At 71.9% G+C, this 24,428-nt stretch carries 23 protein-coding genes; 15 read left to right on the forward strand and 8 right to left on the reverse strand.

The features are described 5' to 3' along the window. Positions 1–23: 23 nt before the first annotated feature. The 5 genes from ElP_RS11365 to ElP_RS11385 all read left to right on the forward strand — a co-directional run bounded on the left by ElP_RS11365 (position 24) and on the right by ElP_RS11385 (position 5,735). Positions 24–1,406 carry an alpha/beta hydrolase family protein gene (locus ElP_RS11365; protein WP_145269331.1) on the forward strand — a complete coding sequence of 461 codons (1,383 nt, stop codon included), beginning with the start codon at positions 24–26 and terminating at the stop codon, positions 1,404–1,406. Positions 1,407–1,837: 431 nt separating this feature from the next. Beyond that, entirely contained in the window at positions 1,838–2,140 is a 303-nt protein-coding gene (locus ElP_RS37895) for a response regulator (RefSeq protein ID WP_390836065.1), read from the forward strand. Positions 2,141–2,279: 139 nt separating this feature from the next. Then, complete coding sequence (locus tag ElP_RS11375; RefSeq protein ID WP_145269335.1) at positions 2,280–3,197, forward strand: hypothetical protein; 918 nt, start codon at positions 2,280–2,282, stop codon at positions 3,195–3,197. A 43-nt stretch (positions 3,198–3,240) separates the two neighbouring features. Beyond that, entirely contained in the window at positions 3,241–4,332 is a 1,092-nt protein-coding gene (locus tag ElP_RS11380) for an ABC transporter ATP-binding protein (RefSeq protein ID WP_145269337.1), read from the forward strand. Beyond that, entirely contained in the window at positions 4,329–5,735 is a 1,407-nt protein-coding gene (locus ElP_RS11385) for an ABC transporter permease (protein WP_145269339.1), read from the forward strand. The genes ElP_RS11380 and ElP_RS11385 overlap by 4 nt, the downstream gene beginning before the upstream one ends. A 19-nt stretch (positions 5,736–5,754) precedes the next feature. Here the strand turns inward: ElP_RS11385 and ElP_RS11390 are convergent, their stop codons facing one another. Further along, the gene (locus ElP_RS11390; protein ID WP_231749664.1) at positions 5,755–6,765 is read right to left on the reverse strand and encodes an NAD-dependent epimerase/dehydratase family protein; all 1,011 of its coding nucleotides are present in this window, start codon (positions 6,763–6,765) and stop codon (positions 5,755–5,757) included. Between the two features lie 32 nt (positions 6,766–6,797). Then, positions 6,798–7,919, reverse strand: a complete 1,122-nt coding sequence (locus ElP_RS11395) for a S49 family peptidase (RefSeq protein WP_231749666.1) — start codon at positions 7,917–7,919, stop codon at positions 6,798–6,800. 139 nt (positions 7,920–8,058) lie between these two features. On the opposite strand from ElP_RS11395, the gene ElP_RS11400 reads away from it, so the two are divergent. Next, positions 8,059–8,943: a hypothetical protein gene (locus ElP_RS11400; protein ID WP_145269341.1), complete on the forward strand. Its 885-nt coding sequence runs from the start codon at positions 8,059–8,061 to the stop codon at positions 8,941–8,943. A gap of 56 nt (positions 8,944–8,999) precedes the next feature. On the opposite strand, the gene ElP_RS11405 is transcribed toward ElP_RS11400, so the two are convergent. The 4 genes from ElP_RS11405 to ElP_RS11420 all read right to left on the reverse strand — a co-directional run bounded on the left by ElP_RS11405 (position 9,000) and on the right by ElP_RS11420 (position 13,882). After that, on the reverse strand, positions 9,000–9,773 hold the full coding sequence (locus ElP_RS11405) for a DUF4397 domain-containing protein (RefSeq protein WP_197446903.1): 774 nt from the start codon (positions 9,771–9,773) through the stop codon (positions 9,000–9,002). Between the two features lie 233 nt (positions 9,774–10,006). Beyond that, entirely contained in the window at positions 10,007–11,422 is a 1,416-nt protein-coding gene (locus ElP_RS11410) for a sialate O-acetylesterase (protein ID WP_145269345.1), read from the reverse strand. Between the two features lie 123 nt (positions 11,423–11,545). Then, the gene (locus ElP_RS11415) at positions 11,546–12,559 is read right to left on the reverse strand and encodes an RluA family pseudouridine synthase (protein WP_145269347.1); all 1,014 of its coding nucleotides are present in this window, start codon (positions 12,557–12,559) and stop codon (positions 11,546–11,548) included. 81 nt (positions 12,560–12,640) lie between these two features. After that, positions 12,641–13,882 carry a tetratricopeptide repeat protein gene (locus ElP_RS11420; RefSeq protein WP_145269349.1) on the reverse strand — a complete coding sequence of 414 codons (1,242 nt, stop codon included), beginning with the start codon at positions 13,880–13,882 and terminating at the stop codon, positions 12,641–12,643. A 319-nt stretch (positions 13,883–14,201) separates the two neighbouring features. Between ElP_RS11420 and ElP_RS11425 the strand changes: the two genes are divergently transcribed. The 9 genes from ElP_RS11425 (at position 14,202) to ElP_RS11465 (ending at position 22,337) form a co-directional block, all read left to right on the forward strand. Next, positions 14,202–15,776, forward strand: a complete 1,575-nt coding sequence (locus ElP_RS11425; RefSeq protein WP_145269351.1) for a B12-binding domain-containing radical SAM protein — start codon at positions 14,202–14,204, stop codon at positions 15,774–15,776. Positions 15,777–15,891: 115 nt separating this feature from the next. Further along, positions 15,892–17,271, forward strand: a complete 1,380-nt coding sequence (locus tag ElP_RS11430; RefSeq protein WP_145269352.1) for a DUF4832 domain-containing protein — start codon at positions 15,892–15,894, stop codon at positions 17,269–17,271. A gap of 234 nt (positions 17,272–17,505) precedes the next feature. After that, positions 17,506–18,309, forward strand: coding sequence for an ATP-binding cassette domain-containing protein (locus ElP_RS11435; protein ID WP_145269355.1), 804 nt, complete (start codon positions 17,506–17,508; stop codon positions 18,307–18,309). 11 nt (positions 18,310–18,320) lie between these two features. Beyond that, complete coding sequence (locus ElP_RS11440) at positions 18,321–18,842, forward strand: hypothetical protein (RefSeq protein ID WP_145269357.1); 522 nt, start codon at positions 18,321–18,323, stop codon at positions 18,840–18,842. 292 nt (positions 18,843–19,134) lie between these two features. Next, positions 19,135–19,440: a hypothetical protein gene (locus ElP_RS11445; RefSeq protein ID WP_145269359.1), complete on the forward strand. Its 306-nt coding sequence runs from the start codon at positions 19,135–19,137 to the stop codon at positions 19,438–19,440. A gap of 444 nt (positions 19,441–19,884) precedes the next feature. Then, positions 19,885–20,238, forward strand: a complete 354-nt coding sequence (locus ElP_RS11450) for a hypothetical protein (RefSeq protein ID WP_145269361.1) — start codon at positions 19,885–19,887, stop codon at positions 20,236–20,238. Positions 20,239–20,436: 198 nt separating this feature from the next. Continuing rightward, positions 20,437–20,664, forward strand: coding sequence for an addiction module protein (locus ElP_RS11455; RefSeq protein ID WP_197446904.1), 228 nt, complete (start codon positions 20,437–20,439; stop codon positions 20,662–20,664). Continuing rightward, on the forward strand, positions 20,661–20,957 hold the full coding sequence (locus ElP_RS11460; RefSeq protein ID WP_197446905.1) for a type II toxin-antitoxin system RelE/ParE family toxin: 297 nt from the start codon (positions 20,661–20,663) through the stop codon (positions 20,955–20,957). Before ElP_RS11455 ends, ElP_RS11460 begins: the two co-directional genes overlap by 4 nt. Positions 20,958–21,188: 231 nt before the next feature. Further along, a complete protein-coding gene (locus ElP_RS11465) occupies positions 21,189–22,337 on the forward strand; it encodes a hypothetical protein (protein ID WP_145269365.1) in 1,149 nt (382 codons plus the stop codon). Between the two features lie 342 nt (positions 22,338–22,679). Here the strand turns inward: ElP_RS11465 and ElP_RS11470 are convergent, their stop codons facing one another. Beyond that, positions 22,680–23,837 (reverse strand): ISKra4 family transposase, encoded by a 1,158-nt coding sequence (locus ElP_RS11470; protein ID WP_197446285.1) that lies wholly within the window; start codon positions 23,835–23,837, stop codon positions 22,680–22,682. Further along, entirely contained in the window at positions 23,834–24,082 is a 249-nt protein-coding gene (locus ElP_RS37900; RefSeq protein WP_197446284.1) for a hypothetical protein, read from the reverse strand. Before ElP_RS37900 ends, ElP_RS11470 begins: the two co-directional genes overlap by 4 nt. Positions 24,083–24,428: the final 346 nt, after the last annotated feature.

Here is a 24,428-nt window from a genome sequence, read left to right on the forward strand (position 1 = left end):
GCACCGATCCCGGGGACCCTGCCATGCCGATCCTCGCCCTCGTGGCGGCCCTGTCCGCCTCGATCGCCGCCGCCCAGGAACAAACCGGGCTGCCGGAGCTGACCGCCCAGCAGGATCACGCGCTGATGATGCGGGCCCTGGGCATCGCATCGCTCCGCCCCGGGGCGAACGGCCTGGACCCGGACGCCCCGAACGCCGCCAACTACGACGAGTCGAAGGCCAACCCCTACCCGGGCCTGCCCGACCCCCTGGTGACCGACGACGGCGACCCGGTCACGACCCCGGAGCAGTGGTGGCAGGTCCGACGCCCGGAGATCGTCGAGCACTTCGACCGGGAGGTCTACGGCCGGGTCCCCGACGACGTGCCCGCCGTCTCCTGGGAGGTGGTCGAGACCGTCGAGGAGGAGGTCGGCGGCGTGCCGGCCGTGACGAAGCGGCTCCTGGGCCACGTCGACAACGTCAGGTGCCCGGAGATCTCGGTCGACATCCAGCTCTCCCTGACCACCCCGGCCGACGCCGAGGGCCCGGTCCCGGTCATCCTCGAATTCGGCTTCGGCGGGTTCGGCCCCCGGCCGGGAGGCCCGCCGAGACGGGGCCCGGGCCCTCCCCGAGGCGGCCCCCCCTGGCGGGAGCAGGTCCTCGATCGGGGCTGGGGCTTCGCCGTGGTCGTGCCGGTCAGCATCCAGGCCGACGACGGCTCGGGCCTGACCCGGGGGATCATCGGCCTCTGCAACGAGGGACGGCCCCGGGACCCCGACGACTGGGGAGCCCTCCGGGCCTGGGCCTGGGGGGCCAGCCGGGCCCTGGACTACTTCGAGGCCGACCCGGCCGTCGACGCCGATCGGGTCGGCATCGAGGGGCTCTCCCGGTACGGCAAGGCGGCGCTCGTGGCGATGGCCTACGACCCCCGGTTCGCCGTCGGCTTCATCGGCTCCTCCGGCGCCGGGGGCGCCAAGCCGTTCCGCCGGACCTTCGGCGAGCTGGTCGAGAACCTCGCGAGTTCGGGCGAGTATCACTGGATGGCCGGGAACTTCCTGAAGTACGCGGGCCCGCTCACGCCCGGCGACCTGCCGGTCGACTCCCACGAGCTGATCGCCCTGTGCGCCCCCCGGCCCGTCTTCGTCAGCTACGGGGCGTCGACCGGCCCGGGGGCCGAGGGCCAGTGGGTCGACCAGCGCGGCAGCTTCATGGCCGCCGTGGCGGCGGGCCCGGTCTATGAGCTGCTCGGCGCCCGGGGGCTGGGCACCGCCGAGTTCCCCGAGGTCGGCACGGCCCTGGTCGACGGCGAGCTGACCTGGAGGCAGCACGAGGGCGGCCACACGACCGGCCCGAACTGGCCGACCTTCCTCGACTTCGCCGCCCGACGGATCACGGACGGTCCCCCACCCGACCCCGAAGGCCCCTGAGATCGACTCGCCCGGCAGGCTGGCCGTCGGGTCCGCCCGGTTCAGGCGCGGCCGGCCCTGAAGTGCGCCCCTGGGATTGGACCACCATTTCTGGGGGCGTCATCTGGTCGGCACCACCTTGGAAGCTCCAGCACGGGACATGAGCGAAGCGGGTGACGTTCTTCGGGTCTCCGCCCCCGCAGTGAGGGACGATCGCCGACCAGCGATCTCGCCTCCAGCCCCGGCCGGGGGCTCGGCTCGACCTTCCGGATCGAGCTGCCCACGGTCCCCGCCCCCCGGCCTCCCGATCCGACGCCCCCCCCGCCCGGGGCCGAGGCCGTGCGGCCCGCCGTCCGCATCCCGCTCGTCGAGGACGACGACGACCTCCGCTCGATCGTCTCCCGGATGCTCCGCAAGGAGGGCCTCGCCGTCGAGGCCGCCGGGGACCTCCGATCGGCGATCGCCTCGGCGAGTTCTCCCCCGTCGACGTGCTCGTCACAGATGTCGGCCTGCCCGACGGCTCGGGCCTCGACCTGCTCCGGGAGGTCCGGGACCGCTGCCCCGGTCCGGTCTCCGGCATCACCATGAGCGGCTACCGCTCTCGCGGCGACCTCGACGGCAGCTGTCGGGCCGGATTCGATGCCCACCTGACCAAGCCCGTCGAGTTCGACGACCTGCTCGCCTCCATCCGGCGGATCTGCCCGGCTTCTCGGGACCGGGCAGCCGGCGTTGCGGGAAATCGGCCGCGAGGGTAGAGTCCCGGGCGATCCGCCCGGGACCGACGACCGGCCCGGGATCTCGGGCCTTCCGCCCCCCGAACGCTGCTCGATCGGGCGGCCGACGCCGACAACCGGCTCGGCGACCGGCCCTCGACTCCATGGATGGAGCGGACGCATGCGTCTCCGGCCCCTCCTGCTCTCCCTGCCGGCCCTGGCCTCCCTGGGCTGCGTCGGCATGGATCTCTCCCAGTTCGACGACGACGAGCTGGCCCGGCTCCTCGACGAGCCCGCCGCCGTAGCCCCCGAAGGCCCCGACCGGGACAAGCCGGCCCCCGGTGCCGGGGAACCCGGCCCCTCGACCGTCGTCGACGACGTCCCCGAGTTCGAGCCCCCGGCCCCCGATCCCCCCCGAGATGAGGCGATCATCCGGGCCTCCGAGGTCGCCGAGGACCAGGAACGACGCCAGGCCCGGGACCAGGACCAGGCCCGGGACCAGCCCCCCGGCCGGGACGACCGGTTGGAAACCACCCTGCTCGATCGTGCCCTCCAGGAAGACGCCGAGCCGGCGCGGGACGACGAGCCCGAGCGAGCCCGGGGGGCCGTCGTCGCCTCGGTCGGCGAGGAGGAGATCCGGCTCCCCGAGCTGACCCGATCCGTCCGGCGTCGGATCGATCGGCTCCCCGAGGGACGGCCCCCGAACCGGAGGCTGGTGATCGGCATGGTCCGGGCCGAGATGGAGTCCCGCATCCTCTCCTCGCTCGTCGAGCAGCAGGCGGCCCAGGTAATCGGCGACGACTCCGAGCGGGCCGTGCTCCGGGCGTCCCTCGCCCGTGACTGGTCGGAAGACGAGCTTCCCGGCATCCTCCACCGAGAAGGCCTGCCCGACCCCGACGCCCTCGACGCCCGGCTCGCCGAGGACGGCCGGTCCCTCGACGACCTCCGGACCGCCTTCGAGGCCCGGGCCCTGGCCCGGGAGCTGATCCGCCGGGAGGGCCTCGACGTCGAGGACGTTGACGACTACCTCGACCGGCTCCGGGACCGCTTCCCGATCGCCTCCGACCTGATCCCCCCCGGGCGACTCCCCGCCGAATGAGCCGGGAGGGCCAACTTCGATCGGCACCCGTCGAGGAGCACGGATGATCGGATCTGCGAACCAGACGCCCGTCGACCTGGGAGATCTCGGAGACCTGATCCGTCGCCGAGCACCACGCCCGGCCGATCGACCGTCTCGGCCCGCCCCAGCACCGGAACCGGAGCAGGGGCCGGGGCCGGAATCGGGGCGAATCGTCAAACCGGCGCTGGAGGTCTGCGGCCTGGTCAAGCGGTTTGGCGGCCTGACCGCCGTGGCCGGCGTCTCCTTCCACGTCGACCGGGGAGAGGCGGTCGCCCTGCTCGGGCCCAACGGCGCGGGCAAGACGACCACCGTCTCGATGATCTGCGGCCTGCTCCGCCCCGACGACGGCTGCGTCCGGTTCGACGGCCTCCCCATCCGGGGGGACACCGACCCGAACAAGCGCCTGCTCGGACTGGTCCCCCAGGAGCTGGCACTGGTCGAGGAGCTGACGGCCCGGGAGAACCTCCGCTTCTTCGGCGCCCTCCAGGGGCTCGGCGGCCGGGCCCTGGAGCGGGCGATCGCCGACGGCCTCGCCCTGGTCGGCCTGACCGACCGAGCCGGCTCGGTCGTCTCCTCCTACAGTGGCGGCATGAAGCGTCGGCTGAACCTGGCGGTGGCCCTGCTCCACGACCCCCGGGTGATCCTGCTCGACGAGCCGACCGTCGGCGTCGACCCCCAGAGCCGCAACGCCATCTTCGACGGCCTTGAGGCGCTGAAGGCCCGGGGCAAGTCCCTGCTCTACACGACCCACTACATGGAGGAGGCCGAGCGCCTCTGCGACCGGATCGTCATCGTCGACCACGGCCGTGTGATCGCCGACGGCAGCCTCAAGGGCCTCTCCGGCCTGATCCACCGGGACACACGCCTCCGACTGGAGCTGGACTCCCCCGGCGACGGCCCCTGGCTCGACCGGGTCTCGGCCCTGCCGGGCGTGACCTCGGCGCGGCTGGACGACGCCACGCTCGTGCTCGACCTGGCCGGGCTGTCCGACGCCCCGGCCGTCCTCGGCGCCCTGGGGGGCCTCGGCCTGGTGGTCACGCACCTGGAGAGCGAGCGGGCGGACCTGGCCACCATCTTCCTGAACCTGACCGGGAGCACCCTGCGCGACTCATGAGCGCCCGACCCCTGCTGGCCCTGGTGGCGAAGGACCTGAAGGTCTTCCTCTCGGACCGCTACGCGCTGGTCCTCTCCTTCCTCGCGCCGGTGGCGCTGGCCAGCTTCATGGCCCTGATCTTCGGCGGTGCGGGGGCCGCGCCCCCCAGCCGGATCCCGATCCGCCTGACCGACGAGGACGGATCGGCCATCGCCCGCCGGATCGTCTCCGGCTCGGCGGCCGACGACCGCCTCGACGCCGTCGAGCAGCCCCGGGACCTCGCCCGGTCGGCCGTCCGGACCGGGGACGCCGTGCTCTCGGTCGTCATCCCCCCCGGCTTCGGCGAGGCCGCAGCGGACGCCCTTTACGGCGACGCCGAGCCCCCCGAGCTCCACTTCCTGCACGACCCGATGAGCCAGTCCGACGTCAGCCTCGCCCGAGGGCTGCTCACCCGGGTCATCCTGGAGGCCGTCACCTCCGAGGCCCTCTCCCCGGGCGACCGGCAGGACGGCCTGATCGACCTGTTGAGCGAAGAACTGCTCAACAATGACGTTACCTCACCTGATTCTGATGAGGATATTCAGCGGGCCGAGTTCCTCGCCCTCTTCGACGGGGGCGACTCCTGGTGGCAATCCCCCGCCCCCGAGGCCGAGGCCGGCCGCGCCGAGCTGGTCGAGGCCTTCCCCGGCCTCGCCGACTGGTTCGAGCCCGTGCCCGGGGAGCCGATCGAGGCCGAGGCCGATCCCCCTGGCGACCGAGGCTTAACGCTCCCCTACGCCACCCGGGAGGAGTCGATCGCCCCGGGGGGATCGGAGGGAGAACAGGCCTCGCTGGCGGCCCATGCCTTCGCGGGCATGGTGGTGCAGTTCGTCCTCTTCTCGGCGGTGGAGTGGGGCGTGGTGCTCTTGCAAGAACGCCAGCGCGGCCTGTGGAAGCGGCTGAGGTCGGCCCCGGTGTCCCGGTCGACGCTGATGCTGAGCAAGATCCTCGGCTGTGCGACCGTCTCCCTGGCGATCATCCTCTCGGTCTTCGCCGCCGGGGCGCTGCTCTTCGGCTACCGGATCGCCGGCGACCCGATCGCCTTCGCCGCCACCGCCGTCGTCTTCGCCCTGATGGCCTCGGCCTTCGGCCTGACGGTCGCCTCGCTCGGCCGGACGCCCCAGGGGGCCCGCTCGGTGGCCCTGCTCGGCGTGCTGGTGATGGTGATGCTCGGCGGCTGCTGGATCCCCAGCTTCCTCTTCCCCGACTGGCTCCAGTCCCTCACCCCGGCCATCCCCACCCGGTGGGCCATCGACGGCTTCGACGGCGTCTTCACCCGGGGCTACTCCCTCGCCGAGACCCTCCCCGCCCTCGCCGCCCTCGCCGCCTTCGCCGCCGGCTTCGGCCTCTTCTCGACGCTCGCCTTCCGATGGTCCGAGCCTTGACCCCGGGGACCGCCATCGTTCATCGATCTCCCGAGCCCTCGTCGACCAGCCGCAGACCCGGCGCCCTGCCCGACCTCCGGGCGTCCTCCAGCGCGGCCCGGATCGACCCCGACGCCGCCGGGTGGACGAGCCCGAAGGCCGCGTCGGCCCGGCTCCCGCTGACGTGAAGGCGCAAGAACGCCCCCGAGACGACCGCCGGCGAGCCGTACTCCCGGACCCGCCGCACCACCCGGCCCGCCGCCGCGTAGGCCAGCCGCATCGGCCCCTCGGCCGCGTCGGGCAGGGTCCGCACGACCCGGGGCCATCCGGCCATCCGGCCGACGATCCGGGCCATCTCCGCGTAGCTGAGGTACGGCCCGACCGCAGCATACCGCCGTCCCGGTTCCCCGGACTCCAACGACCGCCGATGTGCCTGCGCAATCACTCCCGCGTCGATCACCGGGATGCCTCCGCCCGGCACGATCGCCACCGGCACCCGGGCCATCAGCAGCAGGAGGCCCGTCGAGGTCGGCCGCACGTCCCTCGGGCCGACCACCATCCCCGGGCAGATCGCCAGGCAGCCGAGCCGATCGCCGGCCCAGCCCAGCACCATCGCTTCGGCCTCCCGCTTGGTCCGGCAGTAGGGAGAGTCGACGACCCGGAGGTTCCAAGGCGCCTCCTCGTCGGCCGGCCCCTCGGCGGTGCCGCAGGCGATCGTGTGCAGGGTGGAGGTGTAGACGAACCGCTCGACCCCGGCGGCCTCGGCCTCGACCAGCAGGGCACGGGTCGCCTCGACGTTCACCGCCCGCGCCCGGCCGTCGTCCGGCCCCAGGCTCACCCAAGCCGCCGCGTGCACGACCGCCCGCATCCCCCGGACGGCCCGGCGTCGGTCGCCCGGCTCCAGCAGGTCGCCGATCCTCCAGTCGACCTCGGGGTCGCCGGGCTCGACCGGCGGCGGCCTCCGCACCAGGCCCCGGACCGGGTGGCCCGCCCTCGCCAATTCTCGGGCGACGTGCCCGCCGACGAACCCGCCCGCGCCCGTCACCAGCACCGGCCAATCCCCCGGCACGACCCCGGGCACGGTCAGGAGCCCCCGAGCGTCAGCAGCGTCGGATCCGGCGCCCAGACATACAGGAATGTCGGCATCTTCGCCCGGTCGAGGCCCGGGTAGCTGATCGGGAAGAACTCCCGCTGGATCGGCCGGTTCGGCGTCTCGGCGTAGATCGACCGCGCGGGGTCCCCCCGGCGCTTCAGCAGCACGACCTCCGCCCCCCCGCCGGCCACCCCGGCCCGGCGCTCGGCCTCGGCGATCGCGTCGTCCAGATAGCCGATCGCGTCGATGAGCTGCCGGTCGATCGCCTCGCTCGCGGCCACGACCCGGCCGTCGGCGAGGACCTCCCAGTCCTCGTCGCCGACCCCGGGGCGACGCAAGGCCACCCGCCCCCGGAACCGCGCGGCGAAGCCGTCGGCCATGTCCCGGAGCAGGCGTTCGGCCTCGTCGGAGAGCGGCCCGGCCAGGCTCCCCATGTCGACCATCGGCCCGGAGGCGATCGGCTCGGCCACGATGTTGAACTGGGCCATCGCGTCCCGGAGGTTGTATCGATTGATCAACGCGCCAATGCCCCCCGTCACCGTCGTCGGGTGGGCCAGCACGTGGTCGGCCCCCACGGCGAGGTAGTAGGCCCCGGAGGTCCCCAGGTCCATCAGGCAGGCGACGACCGGCAGGCCGGTACGCTCCCGGAAGCGCCTGAGGTCCTCGGCCATGACGTCGCAGGCCGTCACCGAGCCCCCCGGGCTGTTGATCCGCAGGACGACCGCCCGGATCGTCGGGTCGCGGCCGATGGCGTCCAGCCGCTCCCGGAAGCCCGACACCGGGTTCTCCCCGGCCGAGTACGGCCCGCTCGGGCGGTCGTTCAGCAGCAGGCCGTCCACGTCGACGATCGCCACCCTCGCCCCCGTCGAGCCCTCCCGGACGGGCACGACCCGCACCGGGCCGGGGTCGGTGACCGTCGGCACGGTGACCTCGATCGGGCCCGTCAGCGCCGCCTCGACCCGGGCCGCCACGTCGGCATGCCCCCGGAACGTCGACCTCGTGTCGACCGTCCCGGCCAGTGGGATCTGCCCGCATCCGGCCGCCAGCAGGGCGACGGCCGCCAGGAATGTCATCGCCCCCCGACGCCCGGCGGGCCGCTCGTCCTGGGCCACGTCGATCCCCCTCGACTCGGGCCGACTCGGGACGGACTCGGGCCCCGCGACCGGCGGGGCACCCTGGTACAATCCCAATTATCGGCCCGACCCGGGCGAAACTTGCACCCGGACCCGCTCCCCGGAGGCCCGACGGCCCATGTCGATCCCCCTGTTCCTCGGCCTGCTCTCGACCACGTTGGGCAGCCCCGACGGCCCCCCCCACGCGGAGAACGCCGTCTTCCGGGCGGTCGTCGACGAGGGCCTCGCCGTCGGCGACCGGGCCGTCCGGCTCCCGGCCCCCACCTTCCCCGACGGCCAGGCCGCCGACGACCGGCGGTCGGCGCTCCGGGAGCTGGCCGGGTCGGATCGGGCCGTCGAGGACTTCTTGCGCGACTCCGTGACCGCCCCGTTCCTGCTCTCCCTCGACGACCGCAAGGCCGAGGGGGCGATCGTCCGCACCGGCCACCTCTACTTCTCCCTCCGGGTCGACCTGGACGAGATCGACCCCGCCGACCTGTTCACGAACGCCGACCCCGACGCCGGGCCCGTCGAGGCCGGCAACATGCGCTTCGAGGCCCGGGTGCTCGGGCCCGAGGAAGCGCCAGACGCCGACGACGCCCCCCCCGGGGCCCGCCTCGTGCACTCGACCGGGAGGCTGCTGGACCGGATCGCGGTCGAGTCGACCTCGGTCGTCCTCGGCTCCCGGTCGGCCGAGTCGATGGTCGTCGCCTCGATGACCGACCGCCGCCTCGACGGCGACGACCGCCGCCCGAATCGCTGGGCGACGATCGAGGGCCGGGGCGACGACGAGAAGACCGGCCCCCCCCACCCCTACGCCGGGGGGATCGGCTATGCGAAGCTCACCCGGCTGGAGGACCGGCCGGGCACGGTGCTCGTCGAGCTGCACTTCGCCTTCGCCGAGCCGACCGAATGGTTCGACGGCGCCCCGATCCTCCGCTCGAAATTCAGCCTCATCGCCCAGGACCAGATCCGCCGCCTCCGGAGGGAATTGCAGTCGGCCCGGCCCTCGTCGGAAGACTGAGCCGCGACGGCCACCGAATCCCCGGGCCGCCGCGGCCGAGAATTGTCCGGGTCGGGTCAGCCCCGGGCCCGCCGCCTCCGGCGACGGAGGGCCAGCCCGGCGAGCGAGGCGATGCCGATCGAGAGCATCGCCACCGAGCCCGGCTCGGGCACGACGGCCGCGTCGTTGGTCAAGAGAACATTGAAGCCGAAGTCCGGGTCGGTCGACCCGACCAGGCCGATCGCGAAGGCGGTCGAAACCTGACGGCTGGTCAGCTCCAGCTGGCTGAAGGCGGCCAGCGTGTCTCCCGTCGAGGCCTGGACGATCTCGATGTCGTAGAGGCCCGCCGCCAGGCCGAGGTAACCGGTCGCCGAGCCGAAGGCGAAGTCGTCGAGGGCCAGGCCGCCGTCGACGAAGATGTCGACCAGGCCGGCGTCGGGCGAGGCGTGGACGATCCGGAGCTGTGCCAGGTCGCTGACGACCGCGTTATCCTCCAGCAGCAGGGCCGTCAGCGGGACGTCGTCGCTGTCGTCCAGGGTGCCGATGGCGGCCGCCGTGTAGGAAGTGGCGCCGTCGAGGGCGATGTCGTTCAGGTCGATGGCGACCATGCTCGGCATCCCGGCCGGGGTGACGTCGATGAAGTAATTCCCGGTCGGGACCGGCAGGTAGCCGGTGCCGTTGGGGTATGAGAGCCCTTCGACGATCGGCGCCTTCGTGTCCTCGCTCGCGCCGGCCAGCACGTCGACGGCCGGGGTGTCCGGCGAGAGGTGGAAGAACCGGACATCGGCGAGCGCAGGGGAGGAAAGAACCACCATCGCCAGGGCGACGGCGGCCGAGTGGGTGCGAATCATGGGGACGCGACTCGACTCGGTGGGCGGAAGTTCGGAATCCATCAAACCGGAGATCGAGGCCCGATCCTGGGATCGGGCCGGAGGGACTGTAGCCACGCGCCCCCGATCGTCAACCCGCGATTCAAGGCCTCCCCGGGCGTGATCGCCTCCCCCGCGTACGAGTCTCCGGGCATTTCCCCCGGGCAGGCCGACCCCCTCGACGAGGAGGGTGCCCGCCCGGGAGGCGAGACAGGTCAGGGGCCGGTCACGCCCGGCCAGTTGTCGGTGCGGAAGGGGGAGGCGGGCAGGCCGCCCTCGTTCCAGAGGTTGACGACCGGGAAGTTGGCCCAGCCGAATCGGACGGAGGCGGGGCGGTCGACCTCGGGGCTGGAGACCTCGATCGTGTCCTCGGAGACGATCTCGGCCTCGGCGTCCACGAACTTCTTGTCGGCCCCGGCGACGGTGAAGCCGGTGAGCGAGCCGTCCTTGGCGACCAGGCCGCCGCAGGTGTGGTCGAACGTGAGGATGGCCTTGCCGTCCTCGAACTTCGCCTCCTTCAGCGTCGGGCCGGAGTAGCAGACGTCCTGGCCGTAGGCCAGCGCGAGGGCCGCCAGGGCGAGCCGCTGGCCGACCGGCTCCTTGGCCTTCGGGTGGATGTCGTCCTCCTCCCCCACGTCGGTGATCACGGCCATGCCGACGTTGCGGAGCCGCTGGGTGGCCATGAGCTGGGCCTCCCTCAGCTCGGCCCAGGCGGAGTCATTGGGCTGCTCCTCGATCTTCATGAACGGCGCGAGCTGCACCAGCAGGAACGGGAAGTCGCCCCGCTCCCAGGCGTTCCGCCAGTCCTGGATCATGGCCGGGAAGAGGGTCCGGTACTCGTAGGCCTGTCCGGCGTTCGACTCGCCCTGGTACCAGATGGCCCCCTCGATGGCATACGGGACGATCGGGTGGATCATCGCGTTGTAGAGCCAGGCGGGGCGGTGCGACTCCCGCTCGTTGAGCGGCCGGTCGAGGATCGGCTTGAGCTGGGGGTCGGCGGCCAGCGCCTCCCGGGAGGTCCAGGCCTCGGCCGGGGTGCCGCCGAAGTTGGTGCTGATCAGGCCGACCGGCACGCCGAGATCCTCGCGGAGCTTCTTGCCGAAGTGATACGCCACGGCCGAGAAGCCGGGGATCGTCTCCGGGGTCGTCGGCGACCAGCCGATCTCGACCGTCTCCTGGGGCTCGGCCGTGCCGACCCGGGGGACGGTCAGCAGCCGGAGCTGGTCGTCGTTGGCGCCGGCGATGACCTCCTCCGGGTTGGCGCTGGCGGAGACGGTCCACTGCATGTTCGACTGGCCGGAGCAGATCCAGACCTCGCCGACGAGCACGTCCTTGATCGTGACCGTCTCGTCCCCGGCGGCGATCGTCAGCTCGTCGGGGCCGCCGGCCTCCAGGGCGCCGAGGTGTGCCTGCCACCGGCCGCCCTCGGCGGTGGCGGTGGCGGTCTGGCCCCGGAAGGAGACGGTGACCTCGTCGCCGTCGTCGGCGAGGCCCCAGATGGGGACGGTGGTGTCGCGCTGGAGCACCATGCCGTCGGAGAAGATCGGGTTCGGCTTCAGCTCGGCCAGGGCGGGGACGGCCGCGACGAGCCAGGCGGCCGCCGCGAAGGCCAGGGAAGATCGGCGCAACATCGGGTTGCCTTCCTCCTCGATGGTTGACCCGGTGGGGGGGATTCCCGCGAGAGTCGCGGTGTCGACCGCGATGATAGCGGCCCCCCCAGGGGCATGCCATGACCCGCCGGGTCCCCCTCGGGCTCAGCGGCCGGGGCCGGCCAGGGGCCGATGGGTGCGGAGGGCGTCGAGCACCGCCTCCATGTCGGCGGGCAGGGGGGAGGTCAGCTCCATCGGCGCGCCGGTCCGGGGGTGGGTCAGCTTCAGGTGGTGGGCGTGCAGGGCCTGCCGGGCGATCAGCACGCGGTCGGCGTCGGGTGCGTCGGGGCCGAGCAGGTCGCCGAGCGTCAGCCGGTCCCGGCCGGAGTAGAGCTTGTCGGCGACGATCGGACAGCCGATGTGGGCCATGTGGACCCGGATCTGGTGGGTCCGGCCGGTCTTCGGCTCGCAGAGGATCAGGGAGTAGCCCCGGAACCGCTCGACCACCCGGTAGAAGGTGCTGGCGACCTTGCCGCCGTCCTCGGGGCGGCGGATGGCCATCTTCTCCCGGTGCGTGGGGTGGGGGCCGATGAGCTTCTCGACGTAGTCGCTGTCGCGCCCGGGGTCCCCGGAGACGATGGCGAGGTACTGCTTGTGGATCGTCCGCTCCTCGAACTGCTTCGCCAGGGCCCAGTGGGCGCCGTCGGCCTTGGCGACGAGGATCAGGCCGGAGGTGTCCCGGTCCAGCCGGTGGACGATCCCCGGGCGGTGCTCGCCGGAGACGCTGGATAGCTGGTCGAGGTGGTGTTGCAGGGCGTTGACCAGCGTGCCCGACCAGTTCCCCTTGGCCGGGTGGACCACCATGCCCGGCGGCTTGTCGACCACGGCGAACGCCTCGTCCTCGAAGACGAAGCGGAGGGGGATCGCCTCGGCCTGGGGGACGTCGTGGTCGAGCACCGGCAGCCAGACCCGGATCACGTCCTCCTGCTGGACCCGGTACGACGCCTTCACCGCCTGGCCGTTGACGAGCACCGCCCCGGCGTCGATCACCTTCTGGAAGACGCTCCTCGAATAGTCGGGGAAGCGGCTGTGCAGGTAATGATCGATCCGGCGGGCCTCGACCCGGGCCCTGACGGTGAACTCGGTCGGCTCCTCGGAGAGCGAATGCTCGCGGGACATGCGCGGGTCGGTCCCTCGATGGAGGAGCCGGGGGCCGGCCTGCCGATCGATCGGCAGGCCGGCCGACCGACCGGGGCGAGGTCAGCCGTTCGGGCCGCCCGAGGGGAAGACGCTCTCCGGCAGGCCGTCGGCCTCCGGCTCCGGCCCGGGTGTCGGTGCGGGCTCCGCGTCGGGCGCGGGGGGAGGGGACGGCTCGGCCGACGGGGCGGGGGTGCCGAACGGGTCGTCGGGGACGACGGGGGAGTCGGGAGCCGGGGCCGGGGTCGGAGGATCGGCCGGGGGCTCGGTGCCGGCCGGCTCGGGGGCGGGCTCGACGGGGACGGGCTCGGGGGCCGGGTCGGCGGGGACGACCTCCGGCAGCGGGACCGGCGCGGGCATCTCATCCGAGTCCCCCGGGGCGGGCAGCTCGATGCCCGAGCCCGAGCCCGTCGAGGGCGTCGGGGCGCCCGGCAGGCCGGGGATCGAGCCGCCGGGCAGGCCGGGGAACGCGCCCCCGGGCGTGCCGAAGGGGGACGGGCCGAGCAGGCCCTCCAGGGGGGAGGAGCTGCCCGAGGGCAGGTCGATGCCGGGGAAGCTCGGGGCGCCCGGGATGGAGGCGTTGGGGTCGAACGCGGCGAGCTGCTCGTAGAAGGCGATGCTCTCGCTCCGCTGGAGCCGCCGCGTCTGCCGCTCGGCCTGCTCGGCCTCGGGGGTGTCGGGGAACTGCTCGACGACCCGGTCGTAGAGGGCGAGGACCTCGTCGAGGTCGGCGTGGTCGGTGTCGTCGGCGTCGAGCCCCATGCGGGCCTCGGCGGCCCGGGCGACGCCCAGGGTGGCCATGCGGCGGAGGGACTCGTCCCCGGGGGCGTCGGCCAGCTCGGCGAACAGGTCGCCGGCCTCGACGACCTTCCCGGCCCCGGCGCTGCGGCGGGTGGTGGCCAGCTCCCCGGATCCCTCGTTGAGCAGCAGCGAGGCGGCCCGGAGCCGGGCCCACCGGGCGGCGGCGGTCTCCGGGTTCAGCTCGGCGATCTCCAGGAGCCGGTCGGGCAGCCCGGCGTTGGGGTCCGGGCCGAAGGGGGTCATCGACGAGGGGGCCGTGGCGACCGACGCCAGCTCGGTCCAGGCCTCCACCGCCTCCCGGCCCGGGCCCGAGGCCCGCTGCAGCAGGATGAAGGCGGCCGCCGCGGCGGCCGCCACCAGGCCGATGGTCGCCCAGAACGACCAGCCGCGCTCCAGGATCCGGCGGAACCACTGCTCCAGGAGCGTCGGCTCCTCGTGGTGGATCAGGGACTCGGGGGGCGGCTCGCCCTCGTGGTGCTGGCGCGGGTGGGGCTCGGTCTTCATGGTCGCTCGGCGGGCTCCGCCCCCGCCCGGCCCGGCCGGGACGGCGGCTGTGTGCGGGGAAGTCCTGGGATTCGACCCCATCGAACCGGCCATCTTATCGGCCCCCCGTCGGGCCGGTCAAGCGAACCGGCCGCGCCGCCACGGCACCGAACTTGCCCGGATTCCCCGGGCCCCCCAGGCGGCCCCCCTCGGCCGATTCCGGCGGATTCCCGGTGGAAAGCCGGGGCGATCGCGGGTAGCTTCAAGCACCCCTCCGACGCCCATCGTCTGGCGAGTCGTCTGGCGAGACCCCGGACCACCCGAAGGATCGGACCCCCACATGGCCCGCATCTGCCTGATCAATCCCCGCTTCCCCACGTCGTTCTGGGGGCTCAATCACGGCCTCCCGCTGCTCGGCAAGTCGTGCAACATGCCCGTGCTGGCGCTGCCGACGATCGCCGGGCTGACGCCCGAGGAGCACGAGATCGTCGTCATCGACGAGAACATCGAGGACCTGGACCTCGACGCCCTCGGCGACTTCGACCTCGTCGGCGTCACGGGGATGACGGTCCAGCGCGACCGGATGGTCGAGATCCTCCGGGGCCTCAAGGACCGGGGGCACACCACCGTCGTCGGCGGGCCCTGGATCACCGTCGCCGAGGGCTGGGACCGCTTCGAGGGGCTCGTCGACGTCGCCTTCATCGGCGAGGCCGAGGAGACCTGGCCGCGGTTCCTCCGGGAGTGGGAGGCGGGCACCCACGCCGCCCGCTACGAGCAGGCCGAGAAGACCGACATGACCAAGGTCCCCATGCCGCGCTACGACCTCGTCAAGTTCGAGGAGTACGCCATGGGATGCGTCCAGACCTCGCGCGGCTGCCCCTTCCAGTGCGAGTTCTGCGACATCATCGTCATCTTCGGCCGCCGCCCCCGGGTGAAGACCCCCGAGATGGTCGTCGCCGAGGTCGACCACCAGTACCGCCAGGGGGCCCGGATGATCTTCCTGGTCGACGACAACTTCATCGGCAACAAGAAGGCCGCCAAGGAGATCCTCCGCGCCCTGGTCCAATGGCAGCGCACCAACGGCTACCCCGTCGTCTTCGGCACCGAGGCCAGCCTGAACCTCTCCGAGGACGACGAGCTGCTGGAGCTGATGGCCCAGGCCAGCATGAACACCGTCTTCGTCGGCATCGAGAGCCCCGACGAGGACGCCCTGATGGAGACCAAGAAGATCCAGAACGTGAAGAAGGGCGTCACGATGCTGGACCGGATCCACAAGATCCAGGACGCCGGCATCGAGATCTACGCCGGCATGATCGTCGGCTTCGACTCCGACGACCTCGGCGTCTTCGACCGCCAGTACGAGTTCCTCACCGCCGCCCGCATCCCCGCCGTCATGGCCGGCATGCTCTCGGCCATCCCCAGCACCCCGCTCTACGACCGCCTCCAGGCCGAGGGCCGCCTCGACAACGAGGCCGCCGACGACCCCGCCATCGCCACCAACGTCGTCCCCCTGCAGATGTCCGTCCACGAGATGCGCGACGGCTGGCTCGACCTGATGGACCGCCTCTACGACCCCGAGGAATACTTCAAGCGGTTCGACGCCCTCTACGTCGACGGCGACGTCCCCCTCGGCGCCGCCAAGATGGGCTGGATGAGGAAGCACCGCCCCGTCTCCTACGTGCTCCAGCACATCGGCATCGTGATCGCCTCGCTGACGATCCTCGCGCGGATCTGGCGGGACCCCCGCACCGAGCCCTTCCGACCCGTCTATGCCCGCACCCTCCGCAAGCTCATCACCCGTCGCAAGCCGATCCGCCTCCTGTTCACCTTCGCCACCCGATGCGTCATGCACACCCACTTCGCCGTCATGACGAGGCAGATGGTCCGGGGCGAGTCCCGGCTCGTGAACACCTGAGCGGCACGGGCCGACACCCGGGGGAGGGGGCGGTGCGGACCCTCCCCACGCCCCCACGGGGAGTCCCGCACCTCAGCGCCCGCGAGACCCGGGACACGTCACCGGAGGCCGACCCATGAACCTCCATCGGCCCCTGATCCTCTCGATCGCCGCGCTGATCCCCCCGGCCGACGGCCGGGCCGGGGACGACGCGACCCGGATCGCCCTGCAATACGCCCCGTCCCCGGCGGACAACCCGCTCAAGGGGCTGGTGCCCTACGCCGGGCAGGGGGGGCGGTTCCCGCACTCCCTGGAGTTCGACTACGTCGGCCTCGGCGAGGTGATGACCGGATACGACGCGTTCGACTGGGCCCCGCTCGACGCCCGGCTCGACGCGATCGCCGGCCGGGGCCACCAGGCCATCTTCCGCGTCTACCTCGAATACCCGGGGCGGCTCGGCATCCTCCCCGAGTTCCTCCTCCGGGACGGCCTGGCCGTCCACCGCTACGAGGTCGCCGACACCGACGGCAAGCAGGTCGAGACGCCCGACTACGAGGACGAGCGCCTGCGACGCGCCCTCGCCTCGTTCATCGCCGCGATGGGGGACCGATACGACGGCGACCCCCGCCTCGGGTTCCTCACCGCCGGGCTGCTCGGGCACTGGGGGGAGTGGCACACCTACCCCCGCGAGGAGCTGTTCGCCTCGCGGGAGGTCCAGCGCGAGGTGCTCGACGCCTTCGAGGCCGCCTTCGAGTCCACCCCCGTGCTGCTCCGCTACCCGGCCGGGGACGACGACGGCCGCATGGCCCCGAACGCCCGTCGCCCGTTCGGCTACCACGACGACTCCTTCGCCTGGGCGACCCTGGAGACCGGCCGCCGCCAGGACTCCTGGTTCTACATGGCCCTGCTCCGGGCCGCCGGCCCCGAGGCCCTCGACGCGTGGAAGACCCGTCCCATCGGCGGCGAGATCCGCCCCGAGGCCTGGGGCAGGGTCTTCGACGAGGACCCCGGCGACCCCCGCATCCAGGACTTCCGCCGCTGCGTCGAGCAGACGCACGCCTCCTGGCTGATGGACAGCGGCATGTCCCGCCGGGGCGTCCCGGACGACCGCCGCCGCCGCGCCGAGGCGGAGGTCCGCCGCATGGGCTACGAGTTCCACGCCACCACCTTCGAGCACGGCCCCGCCCAATCCGGCAAGATCCCCGTCGCCGTGACGATCGAGAACCGCGGCGTCGCCCCCTTCTACGCCGACTGGCGCCCCGAGTTCGGCCTCATCGCCGACGGCCGGGAGGTCGTCCCGATCCCCGCCGACGGTTCGCTCGCCGGTCTGCTCCCCGGCGATCCCCCCCGCCGCTGGTCCGCCTCGATCGCCACCGCCTCCCTCCCCGAAGGGGGCGTCACCCTGGCCCTCCGCGTCCCGAACCCGATGCCCGGCGGCCTCCCCGTCCGCTTCGCCAACGCCTCGCAGGACCTCGACCGCCCCGGCTGGCTCTCGCTCGGCCCGATCGGCAGGTGACTCCCCCCCGGGCCCCCCACCCACCCGGCGGGGCCGGGGGGTGGCCGGGGTCGTCCTCGACCCCAGTATCAGATCCCCTCGGCCGATCCGGCCGGGGGGCACTGGTGGCTTGCCCACCAGTGCCACCCGCCGAGCCTGAGTGGAAGCCGTCGGGGTTCGAATCGCGTTGCATCGTGCTATCATGTCAGGCTTTGCAGGCAACTGATTGCATCTATCGGCTGTGGAGATGAGTCGATGGAACTCCTGGGTTGGCTCTGGCGGCTGTTCCGTTACCGAAAGGATCTGGCGCTAGTCTATGAGGGTGGCCTCAACCTAGTCCTGGGGAGAAAGACGACTATCGCCGTGACCGGCATGCAGGGCGCCGGCAAGACCGTCCTACTCGATCACCTCACGGGAAGGGCTCTCAGACCGGATTATCAGCCCCCGGGGCAGTCAACGAGGTCCGAGAGCTATAGAATCAAGGATAAGCGGTCGCGACTGATCGTGGACGTCGTCCCAGGCCAGAAGGCCAACCCGCGGCTCCTGATGCTCGATGAACTTTTCGCCGGATCGAAAAAGGTGGATCTAGTGCTCCACATCGTCGCCAACGGCTTCGCCACGATCCGCAACGAAGACGCCCGCCGGATCCTGATCGAGGACCAGGGGATTACGACCATCGACCAACTGAGGGCGTATCAAAAGGCGAGGGAGTTGGAGGACCTCGCAGAGACGTGCCAGTTCATCAGGCAGGCCCACCGGAAGAATCGCGCGCCAACATCCATGCTTGTTACCATGGACAAGGTGGACCTTTATCACGATCAACTACCCGCCGCACGCCGTTACTACGGCACCCAAGCCGATTCTCCCTTCGCCGAACAACTCAGGGAAACAGCTAGGAGCATTGGCACCGACTTCTTCGCCTGGGATGCTATACCGGTCTGCACCCGGCTGGAGCAATACGAATGGAATGGAGCGGTCACAAAGCCGCAGATAAGAAACGGCAAGCGAGACAAACACTTGGCGGAGCTTCTGTCGAAAATTAAGGAATTCTGCAAGTGAGGTAGAACGCAATGAACGAGAAACCGGAGGTCAAGAAGGGGCCAAGAATCAATTCCAGCACGCGGCCCTCGCTTCTGAGCCGGGACCTGCGAACCCTGCTTTCACTGGCCGAAAGGTACCAGGAAGACATTGAGACGAGCCGCCGCCGGCTATACATGACGACTGTAATTTCATATGCTATCATGTCCTTATTCATTATTTTGTTCGTTTTTATTACATCAGAACAACAACATCATTCAAAATATCTATATCTTTCAATTAGTGCTATTATTGCCGTAACCACTTTAGCTAGCGCAGCACATTACAAAATGACAAAATTAGGATACGATTCTTTAAGAAGAGATGGACGCGCACTGATGTCGCTGATCGACTTGCTTCGAGAAATCGAGGCGTCTGCATCCGATCGGAAAAACCTCACAAATCTTCAGAGGGCTGAGCTTCGCATTCGACTCTCACGATTCGACATCGGCCCCATGCGAGAGCCCCACAACGATTCAATCGTAAATACAATTCGCTCTGAAGTTCAGCAATGATTACGTCCTTGTGCAATTCCTAGGCGGCCTCCGGCGTCGGACGGCGTGCCACCCATGGCGTCGTCCCCCGAGGACGGGCACGAACCCGAGCACGACGACGTGAGGGGCTGCGCGCGACCTTCATCACCCGACGGCCATCGCACGCAATCGAGATGGGCGGGGCCAGGGGGTGAGGCCCCGGGGCCACGTGCCCCCCCGGGAAGAAAATACTGCCCCCCCTATGACATTTGTCACAGATCGGAGATACTAAGGAATACGGGGTGGGTTGCCCCGGCACGGGGGGAGGACTGCCATGGTGAGGAGACTGACCGGCCCGGCGGCCTACGTGCTGCTCGGGGGCGCCGTGCTCGCCTGCGTCGCGAGCCATCGGCACCGGCCCGAGTCGCCGGGGGATGTCATCTCGCGGGCGGCCCGGCCCTGCGACCTGCCGGGATGCGTCGTGTGCGAGGCGGAGCGTGCGCGGCTCCGTGACGCCCCCTGGGAGGAGCCCGGGGCGATCTGGGACGCGATCGAGGTCGGCCGACCGCTGACCGTCGCGCAGGGGGACCCCGATGGGCCCGAGCCCCGGCCGGGCGGCCCGGGACCTCCGTCGCCTTAGCCACGCGCCGCCGGCCAGCAGGACTCTGATGCCCGCCGGTGGGTGGCTGGGGTCTCGTCCGCGAGACCCCGGCGGGTGGCACTGGTGGCTTGCCCACCAGTGCTCCCAGGCGTTCCGGACGCCTCGGGCGGGGGGCCCCTGGAGACGCCCGCCGGTCACGAGGTACGGATGAGGACACCGGTACCTCTCGATCGAATCGATCCCGGCCCCTCGCCCTCCCTCGGGGACGGGATCGGTTGCGGGTCGACGATCGGCCGGGCGGGGGGCGGCGGCGCGTCCGGGTCGTCGGGCCCCGGCCGACCCCGCGTCGCCCGGCCGGCCTCCGGCATGGGAATTGCCCTGGAAACTGCCGCCGAAAACCGTCGGGACGTCCCGCCGATCCGACACGTGTCGGCATGCAGGGGCCCCGATTTCCCGCACGCCTCTCCCAACAGGAGTCCCACCATGGCCGCCAAATCGGATTTCTACACGGATGACGACCTGAGCACCTGGGAACGCATCAAGAAGGCCTTCGCCAACGACTGGGAGCAGACCAAGTCCGACTTCGGCTCCGACACCGCGCGCGACATGGACCAGGACGTCGACGACACGGTGAAGCAGATGGCCGGCTCCGCGGACTCGTTCGAGAACCGCGAGCAGGCGTTCCGTTTCGGCTACACGGCCCAGACGCGCTACCAGTCCGACTATCCCGCGTGGAACGACGACCTCGACACCCGCCTGCGCTCGGAGTACCCCGGCGACTACGAGGCCGACCGGGCCTACATCCGCCACGCATACGGCTACCGCACCTCGAAGTGATCCGGCGAGACGGCTGGGGTCGTCCCCGACCCCAGCCCGGCCCGCCGCGCCGCATCGGCCGCACCGGGGTCGAGGACGACCCCGGCCTCATCGTCGCTTGCCCTGGGCTCGATCGGGCCGGCCGGCTATCCTGGATGTGGGGTGTTCGCGCCCGCGAACGACTCAAGCTCCTTCTCCCATCCCCGGCGAGGTGACGGCGTGGATCTCCGCACGGTGCTCAGCGCGGTCGAGTCCTGGTCGGCCGAAGATCGCCTCCGGCTCATCGAGGAGGTCTGGGAGAGTTTGGAGGCCGACCCCCAGGGGACCACGCTCACCGAGTCGCAGACGCAGGATCTGCAACGTCGCCTGGATGCCTACCGAGACGACCCCAAGGCGGGCTCCCCGTGGAGGGAGGTCAAGGACCGCCTGCGGCGGAGCGGGACGTGAATCTGCCCCTGATCGTCAACCCCGAAGCGGAGGCCGATCTGGCCGACGCCTGGGCGTGGTATGACGGTCGGCGTGCCGGGCTCGGCGACGTGTTCCTCGAGCGCGTCGAGGAGGTCTTCGCCCGCATCCAGCAATCGCCCGGCCTCTACGCCATGGTCTTCCAGGACCTCCGGCTCGAGCGCGTCCGTCGCTTCCCGTATGTCGTGGTCTACCCGGTCGACGCCGACCAGATCACGATCCTCGCGGTGTATCACACGAGTCGAGACCCGCGCGGGTGGCAGCATCGGGCTTGACCTCGGACCTTATCGGCAGGGTGGCCAACGTCTCCCCGATCCCCGGGTCGATCCCCTGCGACCTCGATCGAGACGACCACCCCGGGCGGAGTCATGTCTCTCGGCCTGCGCCGAATGTCCGGAAAAAGTGACTGCGGCGGGAGATTTCCTCGATGGTTATGGGTATGGGGATCGTGCGCCCTGGCGCAGGTCCCCCGGCCGCACCCCGAGCCCCCATCCTGGAACCGCACCATGGCCAGCCTGAAGCAGACGATCGCCAACCGGATCAACAGCCTCAAGTCCACCGGGCCCCGGTCGGCGGGAGGGAAGGAGCGGGCCTCGCGGAACGCCACCGCGCACGGGCTGTCCCGGCTGCCGAGCACGCCACCGGCCCTGATGGCGAAGGCCATCGCCGATCGGATGGCCGCCTGGAAGGGGGCGTATCGGCCGGTCGGGGAGGCCCAGGAGTGGCACTTCGAGCAGTTCTGCGCCGAGTCGGTCCGGCTCGACGCCTGCCGGTTCCGCATCCTCGCCGCCCGGGCCGAGGCGGCCGAGCGGGTCTCGGAGAGCTGGGACGACGACCGGTCGGCCGAGGTCGCCGCCCTGGCGGCCAGGCTGGCCGACGCGCCGGAGGTCATCCAGCCGAAGCTCTTGCAGTCGAGGCACGGCGTCCTCTGGCTCATCGAGCGCTGGGGGGACGTGGCCGCCGAGGTGGCCCGGCTCGACGGCTGGACGCCGGAAAACTGGTTCCTCGCCCTGGACCTGCTGGGCGTGCCGGTCGAGGGCCGTCGGCACTCGGGCCCGTGGGACCTGGACCCGGAGGACGGCACCGCCGGGCCCGGCCTGGAGCTGGCCCGGAGCGGCGTCGAGGCGCTCAAGGCCCGGCTGGAAGACTATCTCGACGCCCGGGACGCCCGCCACCGCGAGGCCGCCGAGGCCGGGCTCGACCCCGACCGGTGCCGTGAGGTCCGCCTGCTGGAACGCTACGCGGCCGACGCCCGCCGCCAGGTCGCCCGCAACCGGGACGAGCTGCGGCGCCTCCAGGCCGAGGCCGCCCGGGCCCCGTCGGCCCCCGCCCCGTCGGCCTCCGGCTCCCCGAGGCCGACCCCCGACGGCCCCCCCGGCCCCCGCCCCGACCGAACGGCCCGGTGGCCCCGGCCGACACCGGCGACCGTCATCCCCGAGCCCCGATCGGCCCCCTCGTCGGCCTCACCCGATCCGAACCCGGGCCCGAGCCCGAGCCCGGCCCCGATCGTCGCGGAGCCCGGCCGCGTCGGGGCCGCGTCCCCGTCCCGCCCGTCGACGGCCCCGGCCCCGCTCGGCGACCGCTTCCGCGAGCGCACCGCCCCGGGCAACCGACGGGCCCGACGCGCCCTGGCCGCCGCCGCCCGACGCTCCTGAGGGCCGGGCCCGCCCGCCGCACCCCGGCGCTCGGCCCCCCCGACCGATCCGCCCCCGACCGCCCCCGGACACCGTCTCCCTCCACCGGCCGAGCCCCCCGGGCCCGTCCCCCGGGGATCCTCCGCGCCCGAGGGCCCTCGCCCCCGAGACGAAACCCCCGGAGGCCCCCGACGGGACCGGCGCCGTCCCCCCGGCCGCCGATCGATCGGCCCGAAGACCCCCGGCCCTCCACCGTCTCGAATCGAAGCCAATGCGCCGGACGGTCCCATCCGGGATCGCCCGGAGGCCCAACCCATGCCCCCCGGGGGCGGGGGAGGGAGGGCGTCTCGTTTGTAGGTGGAATCAGTTCGGTGTGGGGCACCAGAAGGCGTCCCACTGCCGATCTCCGCTCTTGAACAACGCCCGCAAGTGGCTCAGGGCGTCGGCCCCGTCGGCGCCCCACCTCATCCCCGAGCCCTTCATCCGCTGCCCGATGACCGTCTTGCACGCCGCCTCCACCGGCCCCGAGCCGATCGCCCAACCCTTGGCCACGTAGCCCGGGTAGTCCATGCGGTGCGCCTGGTTGGTGAAGTACCGCACCACCTCCGCTCGTGCTTCCTTCGCCGCGTGGCCGCGCACCTCCAGGCCTCGCAACGCCTCGAGTACGGTCGGGCCGCCCTCGTATTTCAGCCGGTGGCACCAGTCGCCCAGCCAGCCCTCCCGCGCTTCGTCGTCGCCCGGGAACAGGGCGCGGGCCAGGCCCCCCAGGTATTCGGCGGCGTGGTAGAAGTCGAGGATCACCGCCTCGACCCTCCCGAAGTTGGCACGCGCCCAGCCCTCCAGCCCGCTGCCCCCGTCGGTCAGCGCGATCCACCGCTCGGCCCGGTCCATCCCCACCTGCGCCGCCTGCCGCCGGAGCGGCTCGCCCAGGGGGGCCACGCCGCACAGCCCCGCCACGTAGCGGGCCCGGAACCGGGGCGGCGGGCCGTCGGGCCGCGCCCGGCGGGCGGACACCTCGGGGACCGGGTTGTAGACCATCGCCACGGTGGCCATCCGCCCCTCGGCCGACGACCCGCCCTCGCCCTGCTGCCCGACCCCGGTCGCGTCCGCCGCCACGTACGCGCAGGTCTTGCCCTCGGCGTCCTTGTGCCAGTGCCAGGCGCGGGCCCCGCCGAAGACCTCCCCGGCGGCCAGCCGCCGGCCGACCTCGGCCCCGGCCGCCTCGGCGGCCCGCTCGACCGTCGACTCGGCCAGGCGCAGCCCGGCCATCTTCGGCAAGGTCACCTCGGCCGCCTCGGCGAACGCCGAGAGCGCCCCGGCCAGGCAGGCGACCTCGTAGGCCGCCGGGGTCAGCGCCGCCTCGGGCACCCGCATCACGGCGTCGCCGGGGGCGAAGCCGCCGTGGCAGTGGGGGCAGTGGTAGTACGCCCGGGTGACCCGTACCGCCCCGAGCAGGCTGACCACCCGGCGGGGACGGTGGCCCATGAACTTGGCCGGCTCGAGGCAGGTCGGGCAGCTCACGCTCGACCCCCGGTACCCCCCTTTTTCCGCCCGTCGAGGGCGGCCTGAATCGCCTTGGCCCCGGTCTTGTGGACGAGGTCGCGGACCTCGTGCTCGGTCTGCCCGAAGAGTCGGTCGTCGCCCCGCGAGGCGAGGAGCTGGGCGATCCGCCAATGGTCCTCCTCGGAGGCGGCGTGGAGGGCCTGGTAGATCCGCTCGGCGTCGGCGGCCTGCTCCGGGGTCAGGCCCGAATCGGGGGTGCGCATGGCGGGATGTCCGTGCGAGGTTGTGGGTGAAATCCGTCGATCCCATCAGCCACCCCTGTTGTACGGGATTTCCCACCTACTTTCGAGACGCCCACCCGGCGGGGGAGGATTGCGTTAAAAAAGCTTGAAGTTCGTTACAAACGTTGCTAGCGTTTCGGTCGCTGTCCAATGCACCGAATCCCTCACGGATTCCGGCCGACATTTCCCTGCGGAAGGGTCGTACTCAACGACCCCCTCTCCGTCCCAGGATCGACCTCCCCTTATCCGTCTCGTGATCGACGAACAAGGTGCCAGATTCATGAGGATGCAGGCGCGAGCCAGATCGATCGTTGCGGCCGCGGCCGCG

It is taken from the genome of Tautonia plasticadhaerens (assembly GCF_007752535.1).
Lineage (GTDB): Bacteria > Planctomycetota > Planctomycetia > Isosphaerales > Isosphaeraceae > Tautonia > Tautonia plasticadhaerens.